Origin of the sequence: Leptolyngbya sp. FACHB-60 (genome assembly GCF_014695775.1) — a bacterium.
Classification (GTDB): domain Bacteria; phylum Cyanobacteriota; class Cyanobacteriia; order Phormidesmidales; family Phormidesmidaceae; genus Nodosilinea.
In genome coordinates, this window is the sequence record NZ_JACJOX010000045.1 from 88,776 (window position 1) to 112,014 (window position 23,239).

At 57.0% G+C, this 23,239-nt stretch carries 23 protein-coding genes and 1 pseudogene; 9 read left to right on the top strand and 15 right to left on the bottom strand.

Annotation, left to right across the window (positions count from 1 at the left end; all coding sequences use genetic code 11):
- The first annotated feature begins 17 nt into the window (after window positions 1-17).
- The 5 genes from cobD (at window position 18) to H6F57_RS16980 (ending at window position 4,397) form a co-directional block, all read left to right on the top strand.
- On the top strand, window positions 18-1,121 hold the full coding sequence (cobD, locus tag H6F57_RS16960; RefSeq protein WP_190624919.1) for a threonine-phosphate decarboxylase CobD: 1,104 nt from the start codon (window positions 18-20) through the stop codon (window positions 1,119-1,121).
- Between the two features lie 80 nt (window positions 1,122-1,201).
- Window positions 1,202-2,746: an ABC transporter ATP-binding protein gene (locus tag H6F57_RS16965; protein ID WP_190624890.1), complete on the top strand. Its 1,545-nt coding sequence runs from the start codon at window positions 1,202-1,204 to the stop codon at window positions 2,744-2,746.
- A 110-nt stretch (window positions 2,747-2,856) separates the two neighbouring features.
- On the top strand, window positions 2,857-3,345 hold the full coding sequence (locus H6F57_RS16970; protein ID WP_190624891.1) for a peptidoglycan-binding domain-containing protein: 489 nt from the start codon (window positions 2,857-2,859) through the stop codon (window positions 3,343-3,345).
- 40 nt (window positions 3,346-3,385) lie between these two features.
- Window positions 3,386-3,550 carry a hypothetical protein gene (locus H6F57_RS16975; protein ID WP_190624892.1) on the top strand — a complete coding sequence of 55 codons (165 nt, stop codon included), beginning with the start codon at window positions 3,386-3,388 and terminating at the stop codon, window positions 3,548-3,550.
- Complete coding sequence (locus tag H6F57_RS16980) at window positions 3,528-4,397, top strand: arylamine N-acetyltransferase (RefSeq protein WP_190624893.1); 870 nt, start codon at window positions 3,528-3,530, stop codon at window positions 4,395-4,397. The genes H6F57_RS16975 and H6F57_RS16980 overlap by 23 nt, the downstream gene beginning before the upstream one ends.
- A gap of 33 nt (window positions 4,398-4,430) precedes the next feature.
- Here the strand turns inward: H6F57_RS16980 and H6F57_RS16985 are convergent, their stop codons facing one another.
- The 6 genes from H6F57_RS16985 to holA form a co-directional block, all read right to left on the bottom strand.
- Window positions 4,431-4,991, bottom strand: a complete 561-nt coding sequence (locus tag H6F57_RS16985; RefSeq protein ID WP_190624894.1) for an FKBP-type peptidyl-prolyl cis-trans isomerase — start codon at window positions 4,989-4,991, stop codon at window positions 4,431-4,433.
- Window positions 4,992-5,086: 95 nt separating this feature from the next.
- Window positions 5,087-5,836, bottom strand: coding sequence for a winged helix-turn-helix domain-containing protein (locus H6F57_RS16990; protein WP_190624895.1), 750 nt, complete (start codon window positions 5,834-5,836; stop codon window positions 5,087-5,089).
- Between the two features lie 222 nt (window positions 5,837-6,058).
- Window positions 6,059-7,447 carry a GAF domain-containing sensor histidine kinase gene (locus H6F57_RS16995; protein ID WP_190624896.1) on the bottom strand — a complete coding sequence of 463 codons (1,389 nt, stop codon included), beginning with the start codon at window positions 7,445-7,447 and terminating at the stop codon, window positions 6,059-6,061.
- Window positions 7,448-7,592: 145 nt separating this feature from the next.
- On the bottom strand, window positions 7,593-8,633 hold the full coding sequence (gene obgE / locus H6F57_RS17000; RefSeq protein ID WP_190624897.1) for a GTPase ObgE: 1,041 nt from the start codon (window positions 8,631-8,633) through the stop codon (window positions 7,593-7,595).
- The gene (locus H6F57_RS17005) at window positions 8,633-9,157 is read right to left on the bottom strand and encodes a DUF4168 domain-containing protein (protein WP_190624898.1); all 525 of its coding nucleotides are present in this window, start codon (window positions 9,155-9,157) and stop codon (window positions 8,633-8,635) included. The genes obgE and H6F57_RS17005 overlap by 1 nt, the downstream gene beginning before the upstream one ends.
- 166 nt (window positions 9,158-9,323) lie before the next feature.
- Window positions 9,324-10,310 (bottom strand): DNA polymerase III subunit delta, encoded by a 987-nt coding sequence (holA, locus tag H6F57_RS17010; protein ID WP_190624899.1) that lies wholly within the window; start codon window positions 10,308-10,310, stop codon window positions 9,324-9,326.
- A gap of 116 nt (window positions 10,311-10,426) precedes the next feature.
- Here holA and H6F57_RS17015 point away from each other — a divergent pair, with 116 nt between their 5' ends.
- Together H6F57_RS17015 and cbiE are read left to right on the top strand one after the other, a co-directional pair.
- Window positions 10,427-11,044 (top strand): cobalt-precorrin-8X methylmutase, encoded by a 618-nt coding sequence (locus H6F57_RS17015; RefSeq protein WP_190624900.1) that lies wholly within the window; start codon window positions 10,427-10,429, stop codon window positions 11,042-11,044.
- Complete coding sequence (gene cbiE, locus H6F57_RS17020) at window positions 11,041-12,297, top strand: precorrin-6y C5,15-methyltransferase (decarboxylating) subunit CbiE (RefSeq protein ID WP_190624901.1); 1,257 nt, start codon at window positions 11,041-11,043, stop codon at window positions 12,295-12,297. The genes H6F57_RS17015 and cbiE overlap by 4 nt, the downstream gene beginning before the upstream one ends.
- Window positions 12,298-12,326: 29 nt before the next feature.
- Here cbiE and H6F57_RS17025 read toward each other — a convergent pair whose 3' ends face one another.
- The 6 genes from H6F57_RS17025 to H6F57_RS17050 form a co-directional block, all read right to left on the bottom strand.
- Window positions 12,327-13,103 (bottom strand): CPBP family intramembrane glutamic endopeptidase, encoded by a 777-nt coding sequence (locus H6F57_RS17025; protein ID WP_190624902.1) that lies wholly within the window; start codon window positions 13,101-13,103, stop codon window positions 12,327-12,329.
- Window positions 13,104-13,225: 122 nt separating this feature from the next.
- A complete protein-coding gene (locus tag H6F57_RS17030; protein ID WP_073609407.1) occupies window positions 13,226-13,606 on the bottom strand; it encodes an AbrB family transcriptional regulator in 381 nt (126 codons plus the stop codon).
- A 1,284-nt stretch (window positions 13,607-14,890) separates the two neighbouring features.
- Window positions 14,891-16,858: an acetate--CoA ligase gene (acs, locus tag H6F57_RS17035; protein WP_190624903.1), complete on the bottom strand. Its 1,968-nt coding sequence runs from the start codon at window positions 16,856-16,858 to the stop codon at window positions 14,891-14,893.
- Between the two features lie 322 nt (window positions 16,859-17,180).
- Complete coding sequence (locus H6F57_RS17040) at window positions 17,181-18,137, bottom strand: ferritin-like domain-containing protein (protein ID WP_313933549.1); 957 nt, start codon at window positions 18,135-18,137, stop codon at window positions 17,181-17,183.
- A gap of 11 nt (window positions 18,138-18,148) precedes the next feature.
- Window positions 18,149-18,874, bottom strand: coding sequence for a ferritin-like domain-containing protein (locus H6F57_RS17045; RefSeq protein ID WP_190624904.1), 726 nt, complete (start codon window positions 18,872-18,874; stop codon window positions 18,149-18,151).
- Between the two features lie 236 nt (window positions 18,875-19,110).
- Window positions 19,111-19,575, bottom strand: coding sequence for a L,D-transpeptidase (locus tag H6F57_RS17050; RefSeq protein ID WP_199294806.1), 465 nt, complete (start codon window positions 19,573-19,575; stop codon window positions 19,111-19,113).
- A 587-nt stretch (window positions 19,576-20,162) separates the two neighbouring features.
- On the opposite strand from H6F57_RS17050, the pseudogene H6F57_RS17055 reads away from it, so the two are divergent.
- Both H6F57_RS17055 and H6F57_RS17060 read left to right on the top strand, forming a co-directional pair.
- A pseudogene (locus H6F57_RS17055) lies at window positions 20,163-20,595 on the top strand (adenylate/guanylate cyclase domain-containing protein); the annotation flags it as partial.
- Window positions 20,596-20,766: 171 nt separating this feature from the next.
- Complete coding sequence (locus H6F57_RS17060) at window positions 20,767-21,180, top strand: hypothetical protein (protein WP_199289482.1); 414 nt, start codon at window positions 20,767-20,769, stop codon at window positions 21,178-21,180.
- Between the two features lie 94 nt (window positions 21,181-21,274).
- Here H6F57_RS17060 and H6F57_RS17065 read toward each other — a convergent pair whose 3' ends face one another.
- The 3 genes from H6F57_RS17065 to tsaD form a co-directional block, all read right to left on the bottom strand.
- Window positions 21,275-21,589, bottom strand: a complete 315-nt coding sequence (locus H6F57_RS17065; RefSeq protein WP_190624923.1) for a metal-sensitive transcriptional regulator — start codon at window positions 21,587-21,589, stop codon at window positions 21,275-21,277.
- A gap of 89 nt (window positions 21,590-21,678) precedes the next feature.
- Window positions 21,679-22,098 carry a hypothetical protein gene (locus H6F57_RS17070; RefSeq protein ID WP_190624905.1) on the bottom strand — a complete coding sequence of 140 codons (420 nt, stop codon included), beginning with the start codon at window positions 22,096-22,098 and terminating at the stop codon, window positions 21,679-21,681.
- Between the two features lie 79 nt (window positions 22,099-22,177).
- Window positions 22,178-23,236 (bottom strand): tRNA (adenosine(37)-N6)-threonylcarbamoyltransferase complex transferase subunit TsaD, encoded by a 1,059-nt coding sequence (tsaD, locus tag H6F57_RS17075; RefSeq protein WP_190624906.1) that lies wholly within the window; start codon window positions 23,234-23,236, stop codon window positions 22,178-22,180.
- Between the last annotated feature and the right edge of the window lie 3 nt (window positions 23,237-23,239).

Sequence of the window (23,239 nt, forward strand, 5' to 3'; positions counted from 1 at the left end):
CCACTCCCTTGACTTTCATACCCTCTGCTCCCACACCTTCAATTCGACCTGTTCACGGGGGAAATCTGGTCTGGGCGGCTGCGATCGCCAACTGTTCCCCCGATTCTCTCATAGACTTTTCGGCCAGCATCAACCCCCTAGGGCCGCCCGAGTCGGTGACTCGGGCCATGACCGAGGCCCTGGGGCAGCTGCGCCACTACCCCGACCCCGACTACGCCGCCCTGCGCTGTGCCCTGGCCAGCCACCACCAGGTGCCCGCCGACTGGGTGCTGCCGGGTAACGGCGCGGCCGAACTGCTCACCTGGGCCGCCCGCGACTTGACCGAGAGGCCTGCGGCGGGCTGCCACCTGCTGACTCCAGCCTTTGGTGACTATGGGCGGGCTTTAGCCGCCTTTGGGGTGCCGATTCAGCCCTGGCCGCTTTCCCTAAGGGAGGTTAAGGCAGACGGTACCCTGCAAGCCGCGATCGCCTGGCCCGATGCCGAGGGGGCCGGCATCTTAATCAACAATCCCCACAACCCCACCGGCCATCTGTTTAGCATCGACAGCCTCAAGCCTCTGCTCGATCGCGCTGACACCGTGATTGTGGATGAAGCCTTTATGGATTTTGTGCCGCCGCATCAGCAGCAGTCGTTAATTGGTGAACTTGGTCGCTATCCAAATCTGGTGGTGCTGCGATCGCTGACCAAGTTCTATACCCTGCCGGGTTTGCGCATCGGCTATGCCCTGGGCCACCCTGACCGGCTGCACAGGTGGCAGCGCTGGCGCGACCCCTGGCCAGTGAATGTCCTGGCGGCAGCGGCGGCGATCGCAGCAGTGCAAGATAAAGCTTTTCAAACCCGCACTTGGCAGTGGCTCCCCCCTGCTAGGGCTGCCCTCTGCGATGGGTTGCAGGCTATCCTTGGGCTGCGGCCCCTGGCAGGAGCCGCCAACTACCTGCTAGTGCGCACTACCACCCCAGCGCCGGTGCTGCAAGAGACAATGCTGCGCAGTCACCAGGTACTAATTCGTGACTGTCTAAGTTTTCCTGAACTAGGGGCAGACTACTTTCGGGTGGCGGTGCGCACCACTGCCGAAAATGAGCGTTTGCTAACAGCCCTGGGCCAGGCTATGGCAGTATGATGCCTCAATCTGAGTATCGGCCTACACCGATCGGTCCGTGAGTCCTGTCTGGTTTCCCTGTCGAGATTCCTGAGCCGCCGATGACCACCGTTGCCCCGCCCCTGCTGCATCTCACTTCACCCCCCGAACTCAAGGTGGTGAACATGACCAAGCGGTTTGGTAGCCTGGTGGCCCTCAACGATGTCACCCTCACCCTCAAACCCGGCACCTTCCACGGTCTGCTGGGGGAAAACGGGGCCGGTAAAAGCACCTTAGTGAAGTGCATTATGGGCTTTTACTCGCCCACTGCCGGGCAAATCCTGGTTGACGACCAGGTTTATCCCATCAAAAGCCCTAAGGATGCCCACAGCTGCGGTATTGGCATGGTGTACCAGCACTTTACCTCAGTGCCCGCCATGACTGTGGCCGAAAACCTGGTGCTCAGCCGCTACGATCGCGCCCAGGTGATCAACTGGAAGCGAGAATACGCCGCCCTACGCACCTTTATGGAGCGATCGCCTTTTCAGGTTGACCTCGATGTGCCCGTGGGCCAGCTGGCGGCGGGGCAAAAGCAAAAGCTCGAAATTCTCAAGCAGCTCTACCTGCAAAGCCGCATTTTGATTCTCGATGAGCCCACCTCGGTGCTCACCCCCGACGAGGCCGACGAGGTGCTGGGGCTGCTGCGCCAGGAGGTGCAGGCCGGTCATCTCAGCGTGCTGCTGATTACTCACAAATTTCGCGAAGTGCTGGCCTTTACCGACGAGGTGACGGTGTTGCGCAAGGGCTACCTGGCGGGCCATGGAGCCGTAGCCGACCTGACCGTGTCTGATATGGCCCGCATGATGCTGGGGGCCGAGCGGGCTACCAAGTCGGTCGATAAAGCTCCGATTACAGAACGCCATCCTGTGCTGACAGTGCATGGCTTAGCGGCGCTTAAAGACAATGGTCTACTCGCCTTTGGCCCCCTCGATTTAACGGTGCATAGCGGCGAGATTGTTGGCATTGCTGGGGTCTCGGGCAATGGCCAGCGCGAGCTGGTGGAGGTGCTGGCGGGGCAGCGATCGCCTACCCATGGGCACATCGAGGTTAACGGCGACCCCTACCGGGCCACTCGGGCCGAAATGGTTAGCCACGGTGTCTGCACCCTGCCTGAGGAGCCCCTGCGCAACGCCTGCGTGCCCGGTATGTCCGTAGCGGAGAACATGGCTCTGCGCACCTTCGATCGCCCTCCCCAAGCCCGCGCTCGTCTGTGGCTTATGCTCGGGGCCATCCGCGAGGCAGCCGAGGGGTTGATTGCGGCGTTTTCCGTCAAGACCCCGTCCCCCGATACCCCGATTCAAAACCTATCGGGAGGCAACGTGCAGCGGGTGGTGCTGGCGCGGGAGCTGTCATCCCCCGACGTCAACCTGCTGATCGCCGCCAACCCCTGCTTTGGCCTCGATTTTCAAGCCGTAGACCAAATTCACAACGCCCTGGTAGAGGCCCGCAACCGGGGCGTAGCGGTGCTGCTGGTGAGCGAAGACCTCGACGAGCTGCTTGCCTTAGGCGATCGCATTTTGGTAATTAGCGAAGGGCATTTTGTCTACGAGAGCCCCGTTGAGCAGGCCAACGTCGCCGACATTGGCCACAAAATGGCTGGTCACTAGTGGCTTTGGGGGTTTTCCCCCTCGTGGAGCCGGTCTAGCAGCGGGTAAACTACAGATCTAGCTTTGTTGCATGCTTTGTTGATACCGTACCGACATAGGCGAGTCAGACTATGGGTGAATCGTTAACGCAGCAAATTCCAGGCATTGCCGACGCCGACTGTTTGGCTTTAGTGCAAGAATACTGTCGATTGGCGGCGCGCCCCAGTCTAAGCGATGCCGAAAGCCAGCGCCTTGACGAGCTGCTTGCCTTAGCCGAAGACGATGGCCGGCTCGACTTTTGGATCAACGAAGCCGACCACTTCATTGACCATGCCATTGGCCTGGGTAGCGCCACGCGGGTCTACGCCTCGGTGAACGAAAATCTTAAGGCGCGGCTGCGCGAACTGCTCGATCTTACCCACACCGCTAACCCCGGCGACAAGGCCCTGGAGCTGCTCGAAGAGCTAGACGAAAGCCTGGCCGAGGGCGCTCGCCAAGTGCAGCAGCAGTTGGCCAAGCGCGGCTATGACCCTGGCCCGGTAGACGGGGTCGCGGGGCCTAAAACCCAGCGCGCCCTGCGAGACTTTCAGCGGTCTAAAGACTCTGGCCGACGGCAATAGGGTTTACGATCATCTCACGACCGTCTCTATTTCCAAGCGCGTGGGCACTGCTTTGGTGCGTACCCTTGACCTGAGCGGCTATGCTCTCTCAAAGCTACTGGGCGATCGCCTGACGCTGACCACTGCCCAGTCTTGGTTGAGGGAGATAACAGAATTTTTGAGCGGGTTTGGGAGCGACGGCTATGGCACAAGATTCTCTCAATAACACAGAGTCAGTGACTCTCGATCTAAAGGCTTATTTTGACCGTATTGGCTGTGTTGCCTTGGGCCAAGCCCTCCAAGATGGAAATCTTGCGCCTACCTTAGATACTCTCAAAGCCGTTCATCAAGGTCACACCAGCACCATTGCCTTTGAGAATCTCAGCTCATTTTTCCACCAGCCCGTCTCCCTAACGTTAGAAGATCTACAGCAAAAGCTGATCCATGACCAGCGGGGCGGCTACTGTTTTGAGCAAAATCTGCTGCTGCGATCGGTGCTCGTGGCCCTAGGCTTTCAGGTGACGAACCTGGCCGCCCGCGTGCGATGGAATTTGCCGAAGGACACTATCACGCCCCGCAGTCACATGCTGCTGAAAGTGGATATTGATGAAACGTCTTATATTGCCGACGTGGGTTTTGGCGGTCTAACGATGACAGAACCGCTGGCGCTAGTGCCAGATCGGCCGCAGTCCACCTCCCACGAATCCTACCGCCTGGCGGTAACTGGACAGACCTACTGCTTAGAAGCTCAGCTCAACCAGGTGTGGAAACCGCTGTACTGCTTTGACCTACAAGCGCAGCAGCGCTGCGACTACGAAGTCAGCAATTGGTATGTATCAACCTATCCCCAATCGCTGTTTGTCAATGCGCTGATTGCGGCTCGGCCAGGAGATGATTGTCGCTATGCCCTGCTCAACAACCAGTTGACCACCCGCTATCTCGACGGCCGCTCTGAGCAGCGTCTGTTGACCACCGCCACCGAATTGCACGACGTGTTGAGCGATGAATTTGTGTTGCGGGTGCCCGAAACCTTAGATCTACAGCCAGCCCTAGAACGCTTTGCGGCCTCCTAGGGCTGGCTCAGGAGAATTTGCGTCGGGCTCGGGCTAGCCGATGCGCAGCAGTTCTACATCAAACAGTAAGGTGGCGTTGGGTGGAATCACTCCCCCAGCGCCCCGGCTGCCATAACCTAGCTCCGAGGGAATTACCAGCTTGCGCTGACCACCTACCCGCATGGTGCCAACTCCTTCATCCCAGCCTTTGATCACCTGGCCCACCCCAATTTGAAAGGTAAAGGGGCGACCGCGATCGCGGGAGCTGTCAAATTTAGTCCCGTTTTCGAGGGTGCCGGTGTAGTGCACTGTAACCCGCTGCCCCGGTTGGGGCATGGCCCCCGTGCCTTCAACAACGTCAACGTACTGTAGGCCAGAGTCGGTAGTCACCAAAGTCTCTTCGGGCATCATAGTCGAGGCATCCTCATTGGCAGGAACTAGGTCAGCGGCAGCCTGGGCAAGTTGGGCGACGGGTTCAGCTATGACCGCTTCGGTGACCTGGGGGGCATTCAAATTCGCGGCCATGGCCTCGGGTTGGGGGCTGGTAAATTGAGCCGCCAGCAGCACCACGCAGCAGGCCGCCAAAATTCCTAGGCTAATCAAAATTTCTCGCACGGCGTATCTCCCATTGCAACTTGATCCCTACCGATCATATCGCCTCTAGCCATCCTAAGGGAAACCATCCCCCACTCTCCTACTGCCTCACTCCCTCACCCAAACCGATAGCCAAACCCTCGCAACGTTGTCACATATTGTGGGTGCGCCGGGTCGTGCTCAATCTTTTCGCGTAGCCAGCGAATGTGCACATCTACAGTTTTGCGATCGCCCACAAAATCAGCTCCCCACACCGACTGAATCAGCTCTTCCCGCGACCAAACCCGATTGGGGCTCTGCATAAATAACTCCAGAATGCGAAACTCCTTAGGCGATAAATTCACCTCTTGCCCCGCCACCAGCACCCTAAACTCCGTGGCGTGGAGCACAATATCTCGGTAAGTCAAAATAGTGCTGTCGGGTTGTGACGTTGACCACTGGTGCCGCCGCAGCAGGGCGCGGCAGCGGGCAACCAGTTCGCGCATGCCAAAGGGCTTGGGCAAGTAGTCGTCAGCGCCTACCTCTAGACCCACTACCCGATCCATCTCAGTTCCCTTAGCGCTCAAAATCATAATTGGCATGGCTAGATTGTGATGGCGCATCATGCGGCAAATATCTAGCCCATTAACGCCAGGCAGCATCAGGTCAACAATGGCTAAATCAATGTCTAGACCAGCGAGACCGTCCCCAGCGGCTGGAAACATCAGCTCTAGGGCGCGATGCCCTGACTCGGCGGTGATCACCTGATAACCCTGTTCTGTCAGCGCCAGGGCCACGGTTTCGCGGATCAAGTCTTCGTCGTCAATGATTAAAATGCGCTCTTGCACCGTCGCCAATGGCGATCGACCAGGGGGATTTTTTTGCACAGCACAGCCAGCCTAACGGAGCGTGGACAGACGCAGGCAGACCGCCCACCACGGTCGATCGCCTCCCGTAGAGACTAGCTCGTGACCTCGGGAGTGCTCGTCAACCGTAGTGTTTGCTCGCCGCCAGCTAGCGGATCGGCGTCTGCACCACTCCGCTATCCTGTCGGACTCAGCTTAAGGAAACATCGGCTTCTGGTTAAGCTTGCGTAAAGTTCCCCCCGTCTACCGTTGACAGGTGGCCTCAACTTCGGTTGGATGGCCCAATTCTAACCGTGCTTTGGTGACATCCAGCCCTGGCAGCAGCACCATCAGCCGACAGTCGCTATCCCCATTTCCCTGGACGGTTAGCTGTCCGCCGTGGCGCTGCACTAGGTGCTGGCCCAGCAAGAGGCCGAGCAGAGAATGAGGTGGTTGACGCGGCACTGGCGAAGTCTGGAGCACTGTCACCACCTCTTGAGGCAGCCCTTCTCCTAACCAAGGGTTAGACAGCCACAGGGCCAGGGCCAGAGTGTTGCCCCGCCGACAGGCATGAATGCGCAGGTTGCCATTGTCTCCAGCGACCTGCATGATGCTGAAGACTAGATGATACAAAATTTGCTTGACCACGCGCTGGTCTAAAATCCAGTGGTTTGCGCCGGGTTCTACGGAGAGGTTGAGGGTTTGGGCGCTGGCGTCGGCGAGGGGGGCGAGGGTGGCCAGCACCTGCTGACCCAAGGCTTCAATATCGATGGTGGTCGGCACCAGATCAGCGCGTTCAGCCTCCAGGGGGTTGATGTCGATGAGTTCTTCGACCAGAGCCATCAGGGTCTGGCTACTGCGGTGCACAATGTCGGTGTATTCGCGCTGTTTGGGGGTGAGAGGGCCATAGATTTCTCGGCTGAGCATGGTGGTCATGCCGAGCACCGTGGTCAGGGGGCTACGCAACTCCTGGGTGAGTTGGCTAATCAGGTTGAGGCGCACTTGACCTACCAAAGATGCCAACGGCACCTGAGGAGCGCTGAGACAGGTGGCCCGATGGCATTCGTACTCGCTCATGCCCCAACGGGCGGCCATGGCTAGGAACCCTAGCTCTTGGGCGGTGAACGATCGCGGCTGCATATCCATCACGGCCAGGGTACCAATGCAGATGCCCTGGCTAGTCATGAGCGGGACTCCGCTGTAGGCCCTGACACCGTAGGTCATGACCAGATTGCTCTGGGCTAAGACGGGGTTTTCTAGGGTGTCGGTCACAACTAGGGGTTTCTCGCTATCGAGTAGATAGGCCCCCAACCCCTCGGTGAGAGGGATCTGGCGCTGCTGCGATAGGGGGTTGCCTACACCGAGAGATGACAGCCCGTAGGCGGCTCGCACATATTCGGTCTGGCTGTCAGCTAGGGTAACCACGGCGATCGGTACGCTAAGGAAGCGGGCCGCCATTTGAACGGCCTCTTCCCAGGCGGGGATGCTGCTGGGCAAGCTGAGGTCAAGGGCGGCGATCGCCTGACTGCGCCGCTGCTGACGCTCAGCCCAAGACAGACCTTGAAGCGAACAACAGGGCCAGGTCGGAGGGGATATGGCCGCTTCATTGGCCACATTCCCCTCGGGCACCACTGAAAACACAGAAACGCTCATGGCCAAAGCCTAACCCCTGGTAAAACACAGGCTTAGCATGCCCGCAGGGGATGGCCGAAGTAACGGTAGATGGGGGCCGAACGGTATCTTTGCGTACCGTTGGCAGGCTTTGGGTACGGGCGTAGGGGGTGAATTGCGATCGCACTCAGTCTTGGGGTACGGCAAAGACCGTCGCTGCTGCCGCTGCTGCTGCTTTGGCCTGGTCGAGCAGATCCCAAATTTGCTGAAGCATGGGGCCTAAGCCCGTACCGGCCACTGCCGAAATGCCGTACACCGGCCCCGGCACGAGCGTTTCGAACTGGTGGATGAGTTCGGTTAAGGCCTCGGGAGTGAGGGCATCGACTTTGTTGAGGGCTAGAACCTGGGGGCGATCGCTTAGGTCGCGTCCGTAGGCCGCTAGCTCCTGTTGGATGGTGTGGAAGTTCTCGACTGGCTGCTCGGCGGTGGCATCGACTACATGCAGCAGCAGCCGAGTGCGCTCGATGTGGCGCAAAAACTCGTGGCCCAGTCCTAGCCCCTGGTGTGCCCCTTCAATGAGGCCGGGGATGTCGGCGAATACGGTGCCGTCGCCCGAGGGACGGCGCACCACCCCCAAATTGGGGATGAGGGTGGTAAATGGGTAGTCAGCAATTTTGGGCCGTGCTGCTGACAGGGCTGAAATCAGGGTCGATTTGCCTGCGTTGGGCAGGCCGACAATGCCGACCTCGGCTAGCAGCCTAAGCTCTAGGCGCAGCCGTCGCTCTTCGCCGGGTAGACCGGGCAGGGCGTGCTCTGGAGCACGGTTGCGGTTGCTGAGAAAGTGGCGGTTTCCCAGACCCCCCTTGCCTCCTTGAGCCACGCAAAGCAGCTGGCCAGGCTCGACTAAATCGCCCATCAGCTGGTCGGTGGCGACATCGTAGATGGCGGTGCCGCAGGGCACATCCAGGTATAGATCGACGCCAGCAGCGCCGGTCATATTTTTGCGACCACCCCGCTCACCGTTGTCGGCCTTAAATCGGTGGGCGTAGCGAAAATCGAGCAGGGTTTGAAGCTGCTGAGTAGCCCGCAGGTAGATCGAGCCACCGGGGCCACCGTTGCCCCCCGCTGGCCCGCCAGCAGGAACGTACTTTTCGCGCCGAAAGGCGACGACGCCATCGCCGCCGTCACCGGCAATGACCTCAACTTCAGCCTGGTCGATAAACTGCATTATTTAGCGCCGTTGACAGATTGTTGCTGAAGCTGTATCATCGCCGCCCGAATTTGCTCGGCCAAAGCCTGATCTTGGGGATAGGTGGCCGTGATCTGGTTGAACCGCTGCCTCGGCAGCCTGTGGGTCTCCACAATGTCGCTGGCCCGGTTGCAGTAGTTGACGATGATAGTGCGTATGTCACCCCGCAGGTTGCGGGGCAGTTGGTTGAGGTTGGCGGTGCCCGTGCACGACAGATCGATGCTGCTGATGTCGTAGCTGGTGCCGGTTAGCAGGGTCTTGATTTGGCTTAAGGCCTCGTTGCGCGGGGCCTCCATCTCAAGAATTGAGGCAGCGTAGGCCGTTACTTCCTCAGAGGAGACCGAACTGTTTTGTGCCCAGGCGGCGCTTCCTAGGGTGACGTTGCCCGTGGCCGTGGGAATAGAAATGCCTGCACCACCGGCTAATACGGCAAGACTGGCGATCGCCGCCGCCAAAGCAGTGCGACGGTGAGCAGATAAAGGGTGAATCAATAGGTGGATCATTATGTTTATAGCTCCTGTGCTGGTATCAACCAGAATGGCCCTGTGCTCCAACAAAAAAGAAGTCTCTTAAAGCAAGGCTCTTTTTGGGTAAACGCCACCCTCGGCGCGATCGCTCGAATCTCACAGCCCAGACGGGACAGCGCCCCTGTGAGTTCCAGCTCTGAGGCTAGGCACCACCGGGCTTAAACACCCGACAAAGTTCTATCACTTTTGTGTGTAGAGTAGCGCGTTCATCTCGGCCCTGCTTTAAATCAGATTCTAATTCTAGTAGCAAAGGCAGACTCCGTTGCAATTGGGGCAAACTAAGCGATCGCACTTCTTGTTTTAGGAAATAAATTCGCTTGGGGTTGGCGATCTCTGCCGCCGCCGCCACCTCAGCGTCACTGGCCACCCCGACTAGGGCTTTGAGCCACAGCCACAGCCGAAACTGGCTGACCAAAGTGGCCACAATGCGCAGGGCGGGCTCGTTGCGATCGAGCAGGTCGCTGACCAATGCCAGGGCGGTGGGCGTATCGCCCTGCTTGAGGGCTTGGGCCAGCTTAAGGCTGGTCTGGGTCGACACCGTCACCAGCTCTGCGGCCACAGCGGGGGGAATGGGTTGCGGGCTGGCCCCCCAGTAGAGGGCTAGCTTTTCTAGCTCTAGATGGAGCTGACGGGTGTCGTTGCCCACCGCTTCTGTCAGCAGATCGAGGGTGCCAGGCTCAAGGTTCATACCCCGCTCCTTGACTACGGCGGCAACTTGCTGGTGAATTTGGTCGGTTTTCCAGGGAGGAATGGTGGCAAACTCGCGCACCTCACCCCAGGCTTTAAACAGTTTTATGAATTTGGCCCGGCCGTCGGGCTTAGCGGCGCTGGTGAGCAACAGCACCGAGGTGTCGGGCAGCTGGGGCAGGGTGCGCTCAAACTCGGCCAGGACAGTTTCTGGGCAGCGTTGCCCCAGGCTGGTATTCGCTAGCCACACCAGCCGCTGGCCTTCGCCAAAGGGAGGCGTCATCGCCTGGTTGAGGGCCTGAGATGGGCCGCTGCTAGCCTCGGCTGGCACCACATCGTAATTAAAGCTGGCCCAGGCCTCGTTGAGGGTGCGCTGGCGCAGGGTTTGGACGGCCTTTTGGAGGGCAAAGTCGTCATCGCCCCAGAAGTAGTAGGCGGGCATGGGGGTGGGGAATAGGTGGGGAGGGTGAGGGGGTAAGGAAGATGGGAAGGCAGTGTGGGATGATGGGGCGTCTTGGATTGGGACGTTGTTACGGCTAGGGACGGTTTAGGGATTTTATGGCGCAGCTGTGGCAGAGCCCTATTTTAGAAGAAAGTTTTGCGCTGATCGATCGGGAGGTGGGCGCCCACCCGTTCACTCCGGCGGAGTATGCGGTGGTGCGGCGCGTCATTCATAGCACTGCTGATTTTGAGTTTAAGGAGCTGGTGAGGTTTAGTGAGGGGGCGATCGCCGCCGCAACCCACCATCTTTCTAAAGGCGACCCCATTATTGTAGATGTGACGATGGTGCGTCAGGGAGTGGCGGGCATGGTGGAGCGCACGTTCCAAAATCCTTTGCTGACAGCCGTGACGGTGGGGGAACCGCCAGAGGATGGCCGCACCCGCACAGAAACCGGGCTGTTGCGGTGTTTGGAAAAGCATCCTAACGCGCTGGTAGTGATTGGCAATGCGCCGACGGCGCTGATGGCGCTGTGCGATCGCATTGCCTCAGACCAAGCCCATCCTGCTTTAGTCATCGGTGCTCCGGTTGGCTTTGTGGCGGTTGAAGCTTCGAAACAGCGCCTGGCCCAGACCTCGGTACCTCAAATTCGAGTGGAGGGCCGCAAAGGAGGCTCGCCGGTGGCGGCGGCCATTCTCAATGCTCTGCTGGTGCTGGCTTGGGAGCAGCAACCATGACCCCAATTCAAGTAGTAGGAATAGGGTTGGATGGGCGAGAGGGGCTGTCGCCCAAACTGCTGCAGCTGATTGACCAAGCGGCGGTGCTGGTGGGCAGCCCCCGGCATCTCAGCTACTTTCCCGACGGGTTGGCACAAACCTGGGTCTTGGGAGATCTAAAGGCAACCCTCGATCGCCTTCGTCAGCGGCTGGACGCTGCTAAACCCGGCATTGCTGTGGTTTTGGCCTCTGGCGACCCGCTCTTTTTTGGCCTGGGGCGGTTGCTGCTAGACCACTTGCCCGCCGAGAGCCTGACCTTTCACCCCCATCTGAGCGCGGTGCAGCTGGCCTTTAGTCGGCTCAAACTCCCTTGGCAGGGGGCAACGCTGATCAGCGCCCACGGCCGATCCACCGAAGAACTCACCACTGCCCTGCGGCGAGGGGATGCACTGATTGCGGTACTCACCGACCCGACTCACAATCCGGCTGTTTTAGGGCAGCTCATTCTCTCGCTGGGGTTGCCCTATAGCTATCGCCTAACGGTCTGTGAAAATTTAGGAGATGACACCGAAACCATCCACCACTTAACGCCCGAAACTACGGTGGGCAAAACCTTTGCGGCCCTCAATGTAGTGGTGCTCCAACGGCACCACGCAGAAGGGCTCAATACCGAGAATTTGCCGCTGATTGGCCTGCCCGATCGCGCCTTTGCTACCTTCAGCGATCGCCCCGGCCTGATTACCAAACGCGACATTCGCATTCAAATCTTGGCCGATCTAGATCCCAAACCAGGGCAGGTTATTTGGGATGTTGGGGCGGGTACTGGTTCCGTCAGCGTTGAAATCAACCGCCTCTGCCCCACTGCCCAAGCCTATGCCATTGAGAAAACCGCCGCTGGTCACGGCTTAATTCAGCAAAACCAGCGCCGTCTGGGCAATGCCAACCTACACCCGATCTATGGAGCCGCCCCTGAGGCCTTATCGAACCTGCCCGACCCCGATCGCATCTTTATCGGCGGCAGCGGCGGTCACCTGACTGAAATTCTTGACCTAAGTGCCCAGCGCCTCCGGCCCCAGGGCCGCATCGTCCTTGCGTTGGCGACCCTAGAGCACACCAGTACGGTGCTGACCTGGGCTAGCAGAACCGCAGACGGGAGAGCTGCTTGGTCAGTAGAGCTGCGTCAAATTCAGGTGCAGCAGGGAGTTCACGTTGGGGCACTGACTCGCTGGCAACCCCTCACCCCTATCACCATTGTCACCTTGAACCGTCCCTAATGCCTTCAGGTGATTTAGCCATCGTCTGTTTACCCCAACGCCCACACCCCTACCCCGGTGAGCACCAGCAGCCCCAGGGACAGCACCCCCGTCAGCGGCTGATCGGGCAGCCCCACTAACCAAATAGGGCCGTCCTTGCCAGGCTTCAGCAGGGCCAGGGCATCGATGGCGGCGATCGCAAAGACCCATCCAGCGTGCAGCCCCCAGGCCAAGCCCAGGCTGCCGCCCCCGGTCCAGCGAGCCAGCAGCAGCACTGCCCCCATAATCGCCAACCCCGGTAGCTGGGGCGCTCCGGCGGGGCCATCCCACACTAGGTGTGAGACGGCAAAAATCAGGCAGACGGCGATCGCCATCAGCCCCACCGGCAGCGCCTGCCCCAGCCCATTCACCATCACGCCACGAAACACCAGTTCTTCAATCCAGCCTACAAACAGCGCCAGGGGCAGTACTGCGAGCAGCACTACCCCTGGCGAAGGACTAGATAGGGTTTGATCGTCGGTGCCGACACTCGCTTGACCTGCTGGTGGCAGCACTATCCCCCCTGGGGCAACAGGTTGGCCAGGGAGCTGCCACCGCCGCCAGCCTAGACCCAGCTGTAATGCCACGAGCAGGGTTACACCTCCGGCAGCTACCCCAAACCCGGCAGCGGCGGACCTGGCAAAAGGCAAATCCCAAGCGATGCCGTAGGCTGACCAGGTGCTAGCGGTGAGGCGACGATGAACCTCCACTGCTACGGGAGCCAGCAGATATAAAGGCAGCAGCAAGGGCAACTTGTGCTGCGGGGCAACGGGGTAGGTGAGTGGCACGCGCGCGACGCGCGCAACTAATAAGCAAACTGGAATACCTAAGGCGATCCAGCTTAAAAAAAAACAATTAGATGCGCGATCGCTGACATATTCACCAGCAGAGTTCTAGTAGTAAACCAGTACTATTCTTCGTCGGAATCAGCGTCAAGCTGCTTCAGATGAATGTGCTTATAGCCCAGTTTAATTTCAAATTCATCGCCAGACTTCAGACCCATTTCTTGGGTATAGGTGGCCCCAATAACGATCTGACCATTCTTGTGGACGCTCACCCGATAGGTAGGTTCACGGCCGCGACCATCTTTACTGCTTTCAGGATCAAGGTTGATGCCTTTAGCCTCTAGCAGCGCATCGTAAAAGCCAGACAAATTGACCCGTACCTGGTTGTCTTTGGTAAGGGTGTAGTAGCCGCATTCTTTGGCGGTTTCGCGCTTAGTTAGGTTAGATAGGTCTTTAACCTTTTGGAGTAATGCTTTGCCGGTCAGGGGACTGGGTTTTTCTGCCATTGTCAGGGAAAATCCTTGTGTAAGACGTAAAGTCGAATGCTAGAAAACAGAGGGTCGATCCTTGGGGTGAGGGTGGCGACCAATGCAGAATAGCAGAAGAATAATAGCAAATAAATCTGCCTATTCGCACAACTAATTATAGTCAAAGTTATTAGAAGCTGTCACCTAAAAAATAAACAATTTGGATGGGCTTTTACTGATTTATTCAGCGCTCGATAGCCAGCCCAGGCGTAGGGTCGCTTCAGAAAAGCCAGGCTCCAAGACTTTGCCATTGCTTAGCGGACAGAATATCTCAAGTTTGGGGACAATCATTTTAAGCAATCTCGGTCGCTTTTGATTAACTGACTAATGACCTCCCCGCTTCTCTCCGCTACTTACCTAACCCGTTTTTATTGGAATTGACTTTGCTGAATGCCTAGGCAAAGACTTTTAGACCTCGGCTTTCCCGTTTTAGGAAAGGCAGGAATGGCGCTCTAGACCGTTAACTATTGCGTGTAGGCAGAGCCTTAAGAGGCAGTTCGGAAAGGGATCCCTCGTAACGTTCGTCACCGCTAATCCCTCAGGCTCTCCTTAGCAGGGGAGGTGTACAGGCTCAACAACCCTCTTAAAAAGGGGATTTAAAGGGGGCTCAACCTTTTGCAACCCAGGGTAAGACCTTTGAAGCCGCTTCTAAAATACTGCTCAGCTCGAGCAAACCAGATTGGTCGCTAGGACTATTTAGCCCAGTAGATTTTTCAATTTGGAGAGATTTAAAACCGCAGCCGCCTACGGGTTAGGAGCTAAGGGCGATGCAGGAGCTGTCTTAACCACAGACTATCGGCCTAACCAAACTCTTACTCACTACAGGTTTTACTACAAAGGCTAAAGTCACCTTTTGGGCAAGCAGAAAAACCTGATCGGGCTTTCTAATCTGAGTTATAAGCGGTTTGCTACCGGGTGCTGACCGTAAAATTACGGTGTCGCGATCGCCCGCCATCATCTCTATCCACCTTTAAGCTCATTTGAAGAACAAAGCCTCTTCAAGAACAGCTCAAAATTAACGAAGGTCGTCATAGATCTACCGCTGGGTAGAGGTCACAATATCTCAGCTTAGACATTGCTGGGACAGACTAAGCGCCACGCTTTTCTCCCAAGGAAGGTGTCTTGGCTAGGCCCTAGGTTATCCAACCAATCAGTTAAGCAAACCGGCGTGAGAAAGGCGCACCATGCCCGCAGAAGGCTTGGCGATGGTGCGCCTTTACTCAAGGAAATGCTGAGTCTGCTTAAAGAGCCTGAGGCTGAGTGTTAGCCCTGGCGAAGCTGATCGAGCACGCTTTGATCTTCCATTGTGGAAGCATCGCCTGCGATCGCCTCGCCACTAGCCAAATTGCGCAAAAAGCGACGGATAATTTTGCCCGATCGCGTTTTAGGTAGCGCATCGGCAAATCTAATTTCGCCGGGCCGGGCGATCGCGCCAATTTCATTTACCACGTGCTGTTTGAGTTCCTGCTTCAGTCCATCGCTGGCGCTATAGTGACCCTCTAAAATCACAAAGGCAAAGATATCTTCGCCCTTGATCTCATCCTTACGGCCCACTACGGCAGCCTCGGCCACCGCAGGATGAGAAACCAGGGCCGACTCGACCTCCATAGTTCCTAGGCGATGGCCCGACACATTGATCACGTCATCCACCCGACCCATCACCCAAAAGTAACCGTCGGCATCTTTGCGAGCGCCGTCGCCTGCAAAGTAAAGGTACTGTCCATTAACGGGGGCAATGTGCTCCCAATAGGTGCGGCGGTAGCGGTCGTCATCGCCGTAGACCGTGCGCATCATGCTAGGCCAGGGGTGTTTGATTACCAGATAGCCGCCCTCGCCAGCAGGCACCGGGTTGCCGTCAAGATCCACCACGTCGGCCAAAATGCCGGGGAAGGGTAGAGTCGCGGAACCAGGCTTGGTGGCGATCGCCCCCGGCAGCGGCGTAATCATAAAGCCGCCGGTTTCCGTTTGCCACCAGGTATCGACAATTGGGCAGCGCTCGCCGCCAATCACCTGGTGATACCACATCCAAGCTTCGGGATTGATGGGTTCGCCTACGGTGCCGAGCAGCCGCAGCGACGACAAATCTCGCGCCTTGGGCAGCTCGTCGCCCATTTTAATAAAGGCACGAATGGCAGTGGGAGCGGTGTAGAAAATGGTGACGCCATACTTTTCAATCACATCCCAAAAGCAGCCGGGGTTTGAGGGCCGGGGCACCCCTTCGTACATCACCGTAGTCGCTCCATTCGACAGCGGGCCGTAGACAATGTAGCTATGGCCCGTAATCCACCCTACGTCAGCGGTGCACCAGTAAACGTCGGTGTCTTTGATGTCAAAGGTCCATTTAAAGGTGGTGTGGGTGTAGAGGTTGTAGCCGCCCGTGGTGTGCACCACCCCCTTGGGTTTGCCCGTGGTCCCGCTGGTGTAGAGAATGAAAAGCAGGTCTTCGGCGTCCATTTCCTCAGCGGGGCAGTGGGCTGAGGCCGTGGACTGAAGCTCGTGCCACCAGTAATCTCGGCCTTCAACCATGGTCACCTCGGCCTTGGTGCGCTGCACCACCAGCACGCTGTCAACACTGGGCACACCACCTTCAGCCAGAGCCTGATCTACTGCGGTTTTGAGTGGCACAATCTTGTCTTTGCGAAAGCCGCCGTCGGCGGTGATGACCACCTTGGCTTCAGCATCGTTGAGGCGATCTTTCAACGCTTCGGCGCTAAAGCCGCCAAAGATAACGGTGTGGGGGGCACCAATGCGGGCGCAGGCGAGCATGGCGATCGCTGCCTCGGGCACCATGGGCATATAGATGCCAACGCGATCGCCCTTTTGTACCCCCAACCCCTTGAGCACATTGGCCACCTGGCACACCTCTCGGTGCAGCTGAGCGTAGGTCAGGGTCCGACTGTCGCCCGGCTCCCCTTCCCAAATCAGGGCAGCTTTATTGCGTCGCCAGGTGGTGAGGTGGCGATCTAAACAGTTGTAAGAAATGTTGATTTTGCCCCCCACAAACCATTTTGCAAAGGGCGGCTGCCAGTCAAGCACCGTATCCCAAGATTTAAACCAGTGCAGCTCTTGGCTGGCAAGTTCTGCCCAGAACTGAGCTGGGTCTGCCGCTGCTCGTTCGGCCAGGGCACGATACTCTTCGAGGCTCTTGATGGATGCGTTTTGAACAAACCCATCGGCGGGCGAAAACAGACGGTTTTCGTGGAGAATCGATTCGATGGTGGGGGAAGCCATAGACAATGCCAAGTCTCTTGCGAACACAAATAACGTTGACGAAAGCCGCTATAGAGGGGCGGCGTCCCTTGAAAACCATACGATTTTCAGCGGCCTTTTGAACAGCCTCTACGGTTTCCGTAATGTTTTCTAAAAAGTTAGCTTTAGAAACGGCTGTTTCTGGGATGTAGGAGGCCAAGCCAGTTTAGCAAGCTCTACCCTCGACTCCTTAAAATTAGACAAAAGCCGCTGCTTATTGTAAAGCAACGGCTTTTGCTAAGTTAAAGCAGAAATTTGTAAACGGCTCTGGCTAGCTCCTTAACGGTTGTCACCAAAGTTGGATTTACCACAATGCCCGAGGCGCGTTATTTCCTGTAGATCCGCCCTGGTTATTTGGCGTTTGGGGCCTAGGTTGGGTAGTTTGGGGTCTAGGTTGGGTAGTTTGAGGAGCTTCAGTCAGAATTGGGCTGACAAGTGCCAAGACTTCACTCTGCGTTGCATAACCGTCGAATGCGTCAGAGCTAAAAGGAATAGGAGAACCCATCCGGTTTTCGTTGTAAATCACTTCGACACTGTTAGCATTCTGTTTCGTTCTGGCGTTCTCTGAAATCCAGGGCCTGACATCAGCACCCAGCAGAGTCTGCCGCAAAAATCTGACACCGGCAGCATGGCGAGCCTCTACGCTGTGAATTTCTAGCGCCGCCGCCAGTACGGTTTTACCGGCTTCACCTGCGGCCAACAGGTTTTGTACCTGTCCTTTGTAAGCGGCAACACCTAGATCTTCAACGTACTGCCCCACTAGCAAAAAGTCGGCTGGATTAGCAAAAGGGTCGCGGCCTAGAATAGCCGAGTAATTGGGGTTAGCCGGAATCACCACCGCATCTGGATTACCGCCTAACGAAGGCAGAACAGCCGAGAGATCGGCGACGTGCCGAGCTTCATCTTGACCGTAAGAAACAATAATATCTTTTGCGGCCTGGGGAATGCTAGCGAGGCCACCGTTCTGAGCAGCCGCAACCGCACGGCGGTAAAAGTCAGCTTCTAGTTTTTCCAGAGTGAGGGCATATTCAGTCACCTGTCGAGGGGTCAGGACTGTTTCCTGAGCTTGGGCAGCAGCGGTCGGGCCAACGCAGAAAAACAACACCATGGCCAGTGGCAGGACAAGGGCCATCGTCTGCCCCAAGCGCTGCACCTGCTCAATCTGCCGACCACAGCGATCGCGTAAAGCTGCAAACCCGTTGAACAGAGGTAGCAGAGTCTGGTTTATCGGTTGGAAAATGAAATTAAAACGTGCTTTCACTGGTGGTCTCCTTATGCAACAAGCGCGCCATTGATGGAATTGTTGAGAATGCCGAGGGAACCGACGATGTCTACAATTTGTCTGGGGCTGTACAGCTCGTCGTAAGCTCGGCCCTTAAATGGATTGAGGCTAGCGACCAAATCGGCATCACTCACTAACCGATCGCTATCTGGCTCGGTGGTGGGTTTGCCGAGCAGCGCTCGTACACCACCAGCATGGCGAGCTTCGACTGAAACAATTGAGCCTGCGGCCAGCAGGTAGGTGGGGTTGGTCAGGCTAGGACCAGCGCCGTTGTAGGCGTGGACACCCACATCTTCTAAGGTGACCGCTGTGTTGAGAATGGTGCTGCGCTCGCTCAAAACAGCATTCAAACCAGAGGAATTGAAGCTGAGATCGGCGGTTTCAAACAGTACCTGATCGCCTAAAACATTCCGCAAAAAAGTGACGTGAGCCGCTTCTTGAGCACCTAAAACTTGCATATATTCCAGTTCTGTGCCGTCGGAAATTTGGCCAGAGTCCACCACAGCGGCGTAAAAAGCAGCCTCAAGTTCTTCTAGCAGCAGGGCAAAATTAAGAATCCCTTCGTCATTGGCAGCAAAGGTGAGGGTGCTGCCGCTAGACTGGGCGCTTACCGCCTTAGGAAGAGCCGCGATCATCAACCCCCCAAAGCCTAAAAGCCCCCATTTCATTAAGCCTCGGCGCGAGGCAGATGCAGATAGTACTCTCTGTTGCTTCATACTGGCATCTCCTGAAAATCGTTCACAATTGTCAATGGTCGTATGGATGTCATCGCAAAATTTTCTTACGGTAGACCCTATATACATAACGAACGGGCTGTCTTTGTGGATGTATATCTTTCGACATAAAAAAGTCCTCTGACCCTGCTTCAAAAGAGTGAGAAGACTTTTTAGATCTGTAATTCATACAAATATTTAGCTTCGCTCGTGGGATAAGCTTAAGCTCAAAAAAAACGCTATAGCTCAACGATGACGGGGGTTCCCAAGTCCACCATATCGAATAACTGGCGAATATCTTCGTTGTACATGCGCACGCAGCCGTGGGAAGCTGCCCGCCCTACAGAATCACGGTTAGGGGTGCCATGAAAGCCGATGACGTTATTACCATCACTCCAGAAGCCAATCCAGCGATCGCCCAGCGGATTTTCTGAACCAGGCGGCACTACTTCATTGGTGAAAGGATTTGTCCACGCTGGCTGAGTGATTTGTGAGAAGATTTCAAACTCTCCGGTGGGCGTTTCCCACCCCGGCCTGCCAATGGCAACCGGAAAGCTCGCTTCTACAACATTGCCCCTGTGGACGTATACCCGGCGATCGCTCAAGCTCAGTCGCAGATGCACCGGTTGCTCTACAACCTCAGGCAAAAGATCTGCCTCTAGGGGAGCAGCCGCAGCAGATGAATCAGTCGACGGTAAAGCCATCGTCGGACGAATCAGTATAGGCTCTGGCAAAATGTGTAAACTAGGCTCTACCTGCTCGGTTGGCTGCAACTGAGGCGTTTTTGGTGACGGATCAGCTTCCTGCTTAGCAAAAGCTTTTGCTACCCCCAAATCACCTAGCAATAAGCTGCTTAAACAAACAATTATTGACTTGTAGACCAGCATTTTGGAGTGTAGCGGAGCAGAGTTCATGGGCGATGGTGGAGTTACAGGAAAAATCTCAGCAGGGTTACGACAACTTTAGCTTAAGCCAGTGAGCACGGTTATCTGCCTGAATTGCGATCTCTGGGCAACTACGTAGTCCCTTCCAACATTTAAGGTAAAGCGGCTGGATTTTCGCTCCGCTGTATTCGATCAAAGTCAATTGTTTCTTTGTCGCTTAAGCGTCTGAGGCAATGGTGGCTTGGTTTTTTAGCCGTGGCTGTAGGTTACGTTGTGGTAGCCAAGCTCGGTTTTATGTAGCCAAGCTCGGTTTTTATATCGTGGGAAGCTAGGCGGCTGTATCGCCTATCTGGCCTCCAGCAATTTATAGCCAAGGCATTATGCTTGTAATAGGGGCTGCTTTAGCAATTTTCTCCCAGTTTAACCACCTAGCTGAACAGCGCCAGCTCGAAAAGATCAAAACCATTAGCGATGCCTATATGGTGGTGGGAGGCATTTCCTACGAGCGGGACGACCATGCCCAAGCAGCGGCGGAGATGGCTTTGGATATGCAGGCCATGGCCCAGGAATTTAGCGATCGCACTGGCCAATCCTTTCGCCTGCGCATTGGCATTAGCACTGCCCCGGTGGTGACTAGGGTGATTGGTGCCAAAAAGTTTATCTACGACCTCTGGGGTGACACCGTCAATACCGCCAGCCGCGTGAGTCGTTTGGGATAGCTGAACAGATTCAAGTCACTGCAACAAGCTACCACTGCCTCAAAGACACTATGACTTTGACCTGAGGTGCGAGGTTTGGGTCAAGGGCGAGGGGCAGAGGCGCACTTACTTTCTGCGGTAAAAAAGCCTGGCGATCGTTGCTAGGCCACTCTAAGCACTGGTCAACTCAACAATGATTTGTGGTGGCTGGCCGGGTATGCTAAAGCCAAGGGAGTTCTTTCAGATAGCCAGCGATACCTACCGTATCTACGGCTTGTTGCTTCAGTATCCTGTGCCACCACGTGATGGGTCTATGACTACGGCTAAGGCATCTGTACCAGCGCAGCCCGCGCCCCCGCTCTCCGCCCAAGACGCAATGCTGGAGAACATTATTGGGGTTGCCATTTTCGACTTCAGTGGTCTGCCCCGCGAGTATTTCATCACCGCCGACAACGAAAGTACCAGCTGGGTGCAGCTGGTATTTCAGGCTTTAGGGCTCAAATCGCTGCTAATGGCGTCGTTGAAGCTAGAGGGGTTCTCCCACATCTGCATTGAGCTAGACCAGCAAACCGCCTTTGTGGTGCGCACTAAAGAGGAGTACGTAGCCCTGCTAACGCGTAAACCGCTGGTGTTCGCTACAGCCCAGGAGAGCGATCGCTTTAGCAAGTGGGTGCGCCAGTTTGAGCGCCTCCTGCTGCGTGAGCACGGTCGGTTTATACCGGCCTAAGGGGGTGAAGGGTGCAGGGTCTAAGGTGAAGGGGCTGGCTAAATGCTTGTGATTCTGAGCCTAAACCCTAAACCTTGTACCTTAGACCCTAAAGCTAAGGCAAAAACCGATCTAGCGCAGCCTTGAGTTCGGCGATTTCTTCTTCAATGTTGCCGTCTTCAGCCGCGCGACCAATGCACTCAGTCAGGTGCTCATCGAGAATGATGCGGGCGACGCGATCGAGCGCACCGCGCACCGCTGCCACCTGTACAAGCACATCCGGACAGGGACGGCTCTCCTGCACCATAGTCTTAATGCCGCGAATATGACCCTCGATGCGGGCCAGCCGGTTGACAATTCGTCGCAGCGATTCTGGGTCATGGACGTGGGGATGGGCCTTGGTGTCGCCAGGAGGCTCGACCTCGTGCAGGTGGGAATGGGGAGTGGGGCTAGGGTTATGCAATGGAATGTGAGAATGAATAACAGACGAACAGAAACGGCGGTTGGCTCAACGCTGCCCTACTGGGGCGGTAAAAACCCTGACAGGGTGGCCAAGTCATCTAAAGACTTAACCCCTGGGTATAGCTGACCCTCGATTTCCCAAGTGGGATATCCCTGAATGCTCTTTTGCTCACACAGCTCTGGCTGCGGGTTGTCGCCATCGGCGGCACACTCTATGTAGGGCACCTGATCCACAGCCTCGCCAAACATCGCCTTCTGATCAGCGCAGTGGGGGCACCAATAAGCCCCATACATCACGCCGTTGGTGTCGGCTAGGTGCTGGGCTAGCTGGGCCTCGTAGCTGGTCGCGTCAGTAACCGTCTGGGTAGGCTCAGGCCCGCACCCGGCTAACAGCAGGGTACCCAGCGCTAACCCTCCCAGCCAGGAGACGTTCAGCCGGGGCTGAGGCCAAAAACGAACGCGGTGTAGTGAAACCATGGCGCTTAACCAACACAACCCTTGAGTAACGGCTGGAGGGCGATCGCTTTCCCACCAGTCGCTGAACCCCAGTGTAGCGTCAAGCCACGGCCATAGGCGCGTAAAGCTCCATCACTCGCGCTAAGTCGAGGCGCGACTGGGCTCCTAGATTGAGGCCTGAATAGTGCCCCTGGTTGAGATGGTCGGCGGCAGCACAGCCGATCATCGCGGCATTGTCAGTACAAAGGCTAAAGGGTGGAAACAGCACCCGCAGGCCGTGGTCGACAGCCGCCTGCTGAAGGTGCTGGCGCAGACCGCTGTTGGCGGCGACCCCACCCCCTACCGCCACAGTGGTAAGGCCGTAGGCCTGGGCACAGGCCACCACCCGGCGGGTTAGACTACGGGCCACCGTGGCCTGAAAACTAGCGGCTAGATCAGCTACCGGTAGGGGATCGGCCCCATCCGCCCTAAGTTTTTCCACCAGGCGCAGCACCGCCGTCTTCAGCCCGCTAAAGCTGGAGTCGTAGGGGTGAAAGCCCCCCTCAGGCCGCGAAATATTGCCCTCGGGCAACGGAAACGCCTTAGGATTGCCGTTCTGGGCCAGCTGGTCAATGATCGGGCCGCCGGGATAGCCTAACCCCATCAGGCGCGCTACTTTGTCAAAAGCCTCCCCAGCGGCGTCGTCGCGGGTTTGACCTAGGGTTTGATACTGGCCGCAGCCTTTGACGTAAATCAGGCTGGTGTGGCCCCCCGACACCAGCAGGCACAGGTAGGGGGGCTCCAGGTCTGGGCTGGCCAAATAGTTGGCGTAGATGTGCCCCTCAAGGTGGTGGATCCCTAGGAAGGGCTTACGATGCACCATGGCCAGGGTTTTGCCCGCTGTTAGCCCCACCAGCAGGGCTCCCACTAGGCCCGGCGTGCAGGTGGCGGCGACCCCATCAATGCTGGCCCAGTCGAGCCCCGCCTGGTCTAGGGCCGCGCTGATGCTTTCCCCCAGCGTGGCGACGTGGTGCCGCGAGGCTACCTCGGGCACAATGCCGCCGTAGGGCTGGTGAATGGCAATTTGTGAGGCGACGACGGTGCTGAGGACGGTGCGATCGCGCACCACCGCCGCCGCTGTTTCATCACAGCTGGTTTCTATCGCTAAAATCGTCGCCATGGG

Bases quoted from the DNA above. Each gene is read 5' to 3' on its own strand.
- H6F57_RS16965 (WP_190624890.1), top strand. From the start codon at position 1,202: ATGACCACCGTTGCCCCGCCCCTGCTGCATCTCACTTCACCCCCCGAA.
- H6F57_RS16970 (WP_190624891.1), top strand. From the start codon at position 2,857: ATGGGTGAATCGTTAACGCAGCAAATTCCAGGCATTGCCGACGCCGAC.
- H6F57_RS16980 (WP_190624893.1), top strand. From the start codon at position 3,528: ATGGCACAAGATTCTCTCAATAACACAGAGTCAGTGACTCTCGATCTA.
- H6F57_RS16995 (WP_190624896.1), bottom strand. From the start codon at position 7,447: ATGAGCGTTTCTGTGTTTTCAGTGGTGCCCGAGGGGAATGTGGCCAAT.
- obgE (WP_190624897.1), bottom strand. From the start codon at position 8,633: ATGCAGTTTATCGACCAGGCTGAAGTTGAGGTCATTGCCGGTGACGGC.
- H6F57_RS17005 (WP_190624898.1), bottom strand. From the start codon at position 9,157: ATGATCCACCTATTGATTCACCCTTTATCTGCTCACCGTCGCACTGCT.
- holA (WP_190624899.1), bottom strand. From the start codon at position 10,310: ATGCCCGCCTACTACTTCTGGGGCGATGACGACTTTGCCCTCCAAAAG.
- H6F57_RS17015 (WP_190624900.1), top strand. From the start codon at position 10,427: ATGGCGCAGCTGTGGCAGAGCCCTATTTTAGAAGAAAGTTTTGCGCTG.
- cbiE (WP_190624901.1), top strand. From the start codon at position 11,041: ATGACCCCAATTCAAGTAGTAGGAATAGGGTTGGATGGGCGAGAGGGG.
- H6F57_RS17030 (WP_073609407.1), bottom strand. From the start codon at position 13,606: ATGGCAGAAAAACCCAGTCCCCTGACCGGCAAAGCATTACTCCAAAAG.
- acs (WP_190624903.1), bottom strand. From the start codon at position 16,858: ATGGCTTCCCCCACCATCGAATCGATTCTCCACGAAAACCGTCTGTTT.
- H6F57_RS17045 (WP_190624904.1), bottom strand. From the start codon at position 18,874: ATGAAGCAACAGAGAGTACTATCTGCATCTGCCTCGCGCCGAGGCTTA.
- H6F57_RS17050 (WP_199294806.1), bottom strand. From the start codon at position 19,575: ATGGCTTTACCGTCGACTGATTCATCTGCTGCGGCTGCTCCCCTAGAG.
- H6F57_RS17060 (WP_199289482.1), top strand. From the start codon at position 20,767: ATGACTACGGCTAAGGCATCTGTACCAGCGCAGCCCGCGCCCCCGCTC.
- H6F57_RS17070 (WP_190624905.1), bottom strand. From the start codon at position 22,098: ATGGTTTCACTACACCGCGTTCGTTTTTGGCCTCAGCCCCGGCTGAAC.
- tsaD (WP_190624906.1), bottom strand. From the start codon at position 23,236: ATGGCGACGATTTTAGCGATAGAAACCAGCTGTGATGAAACAGCGGCG.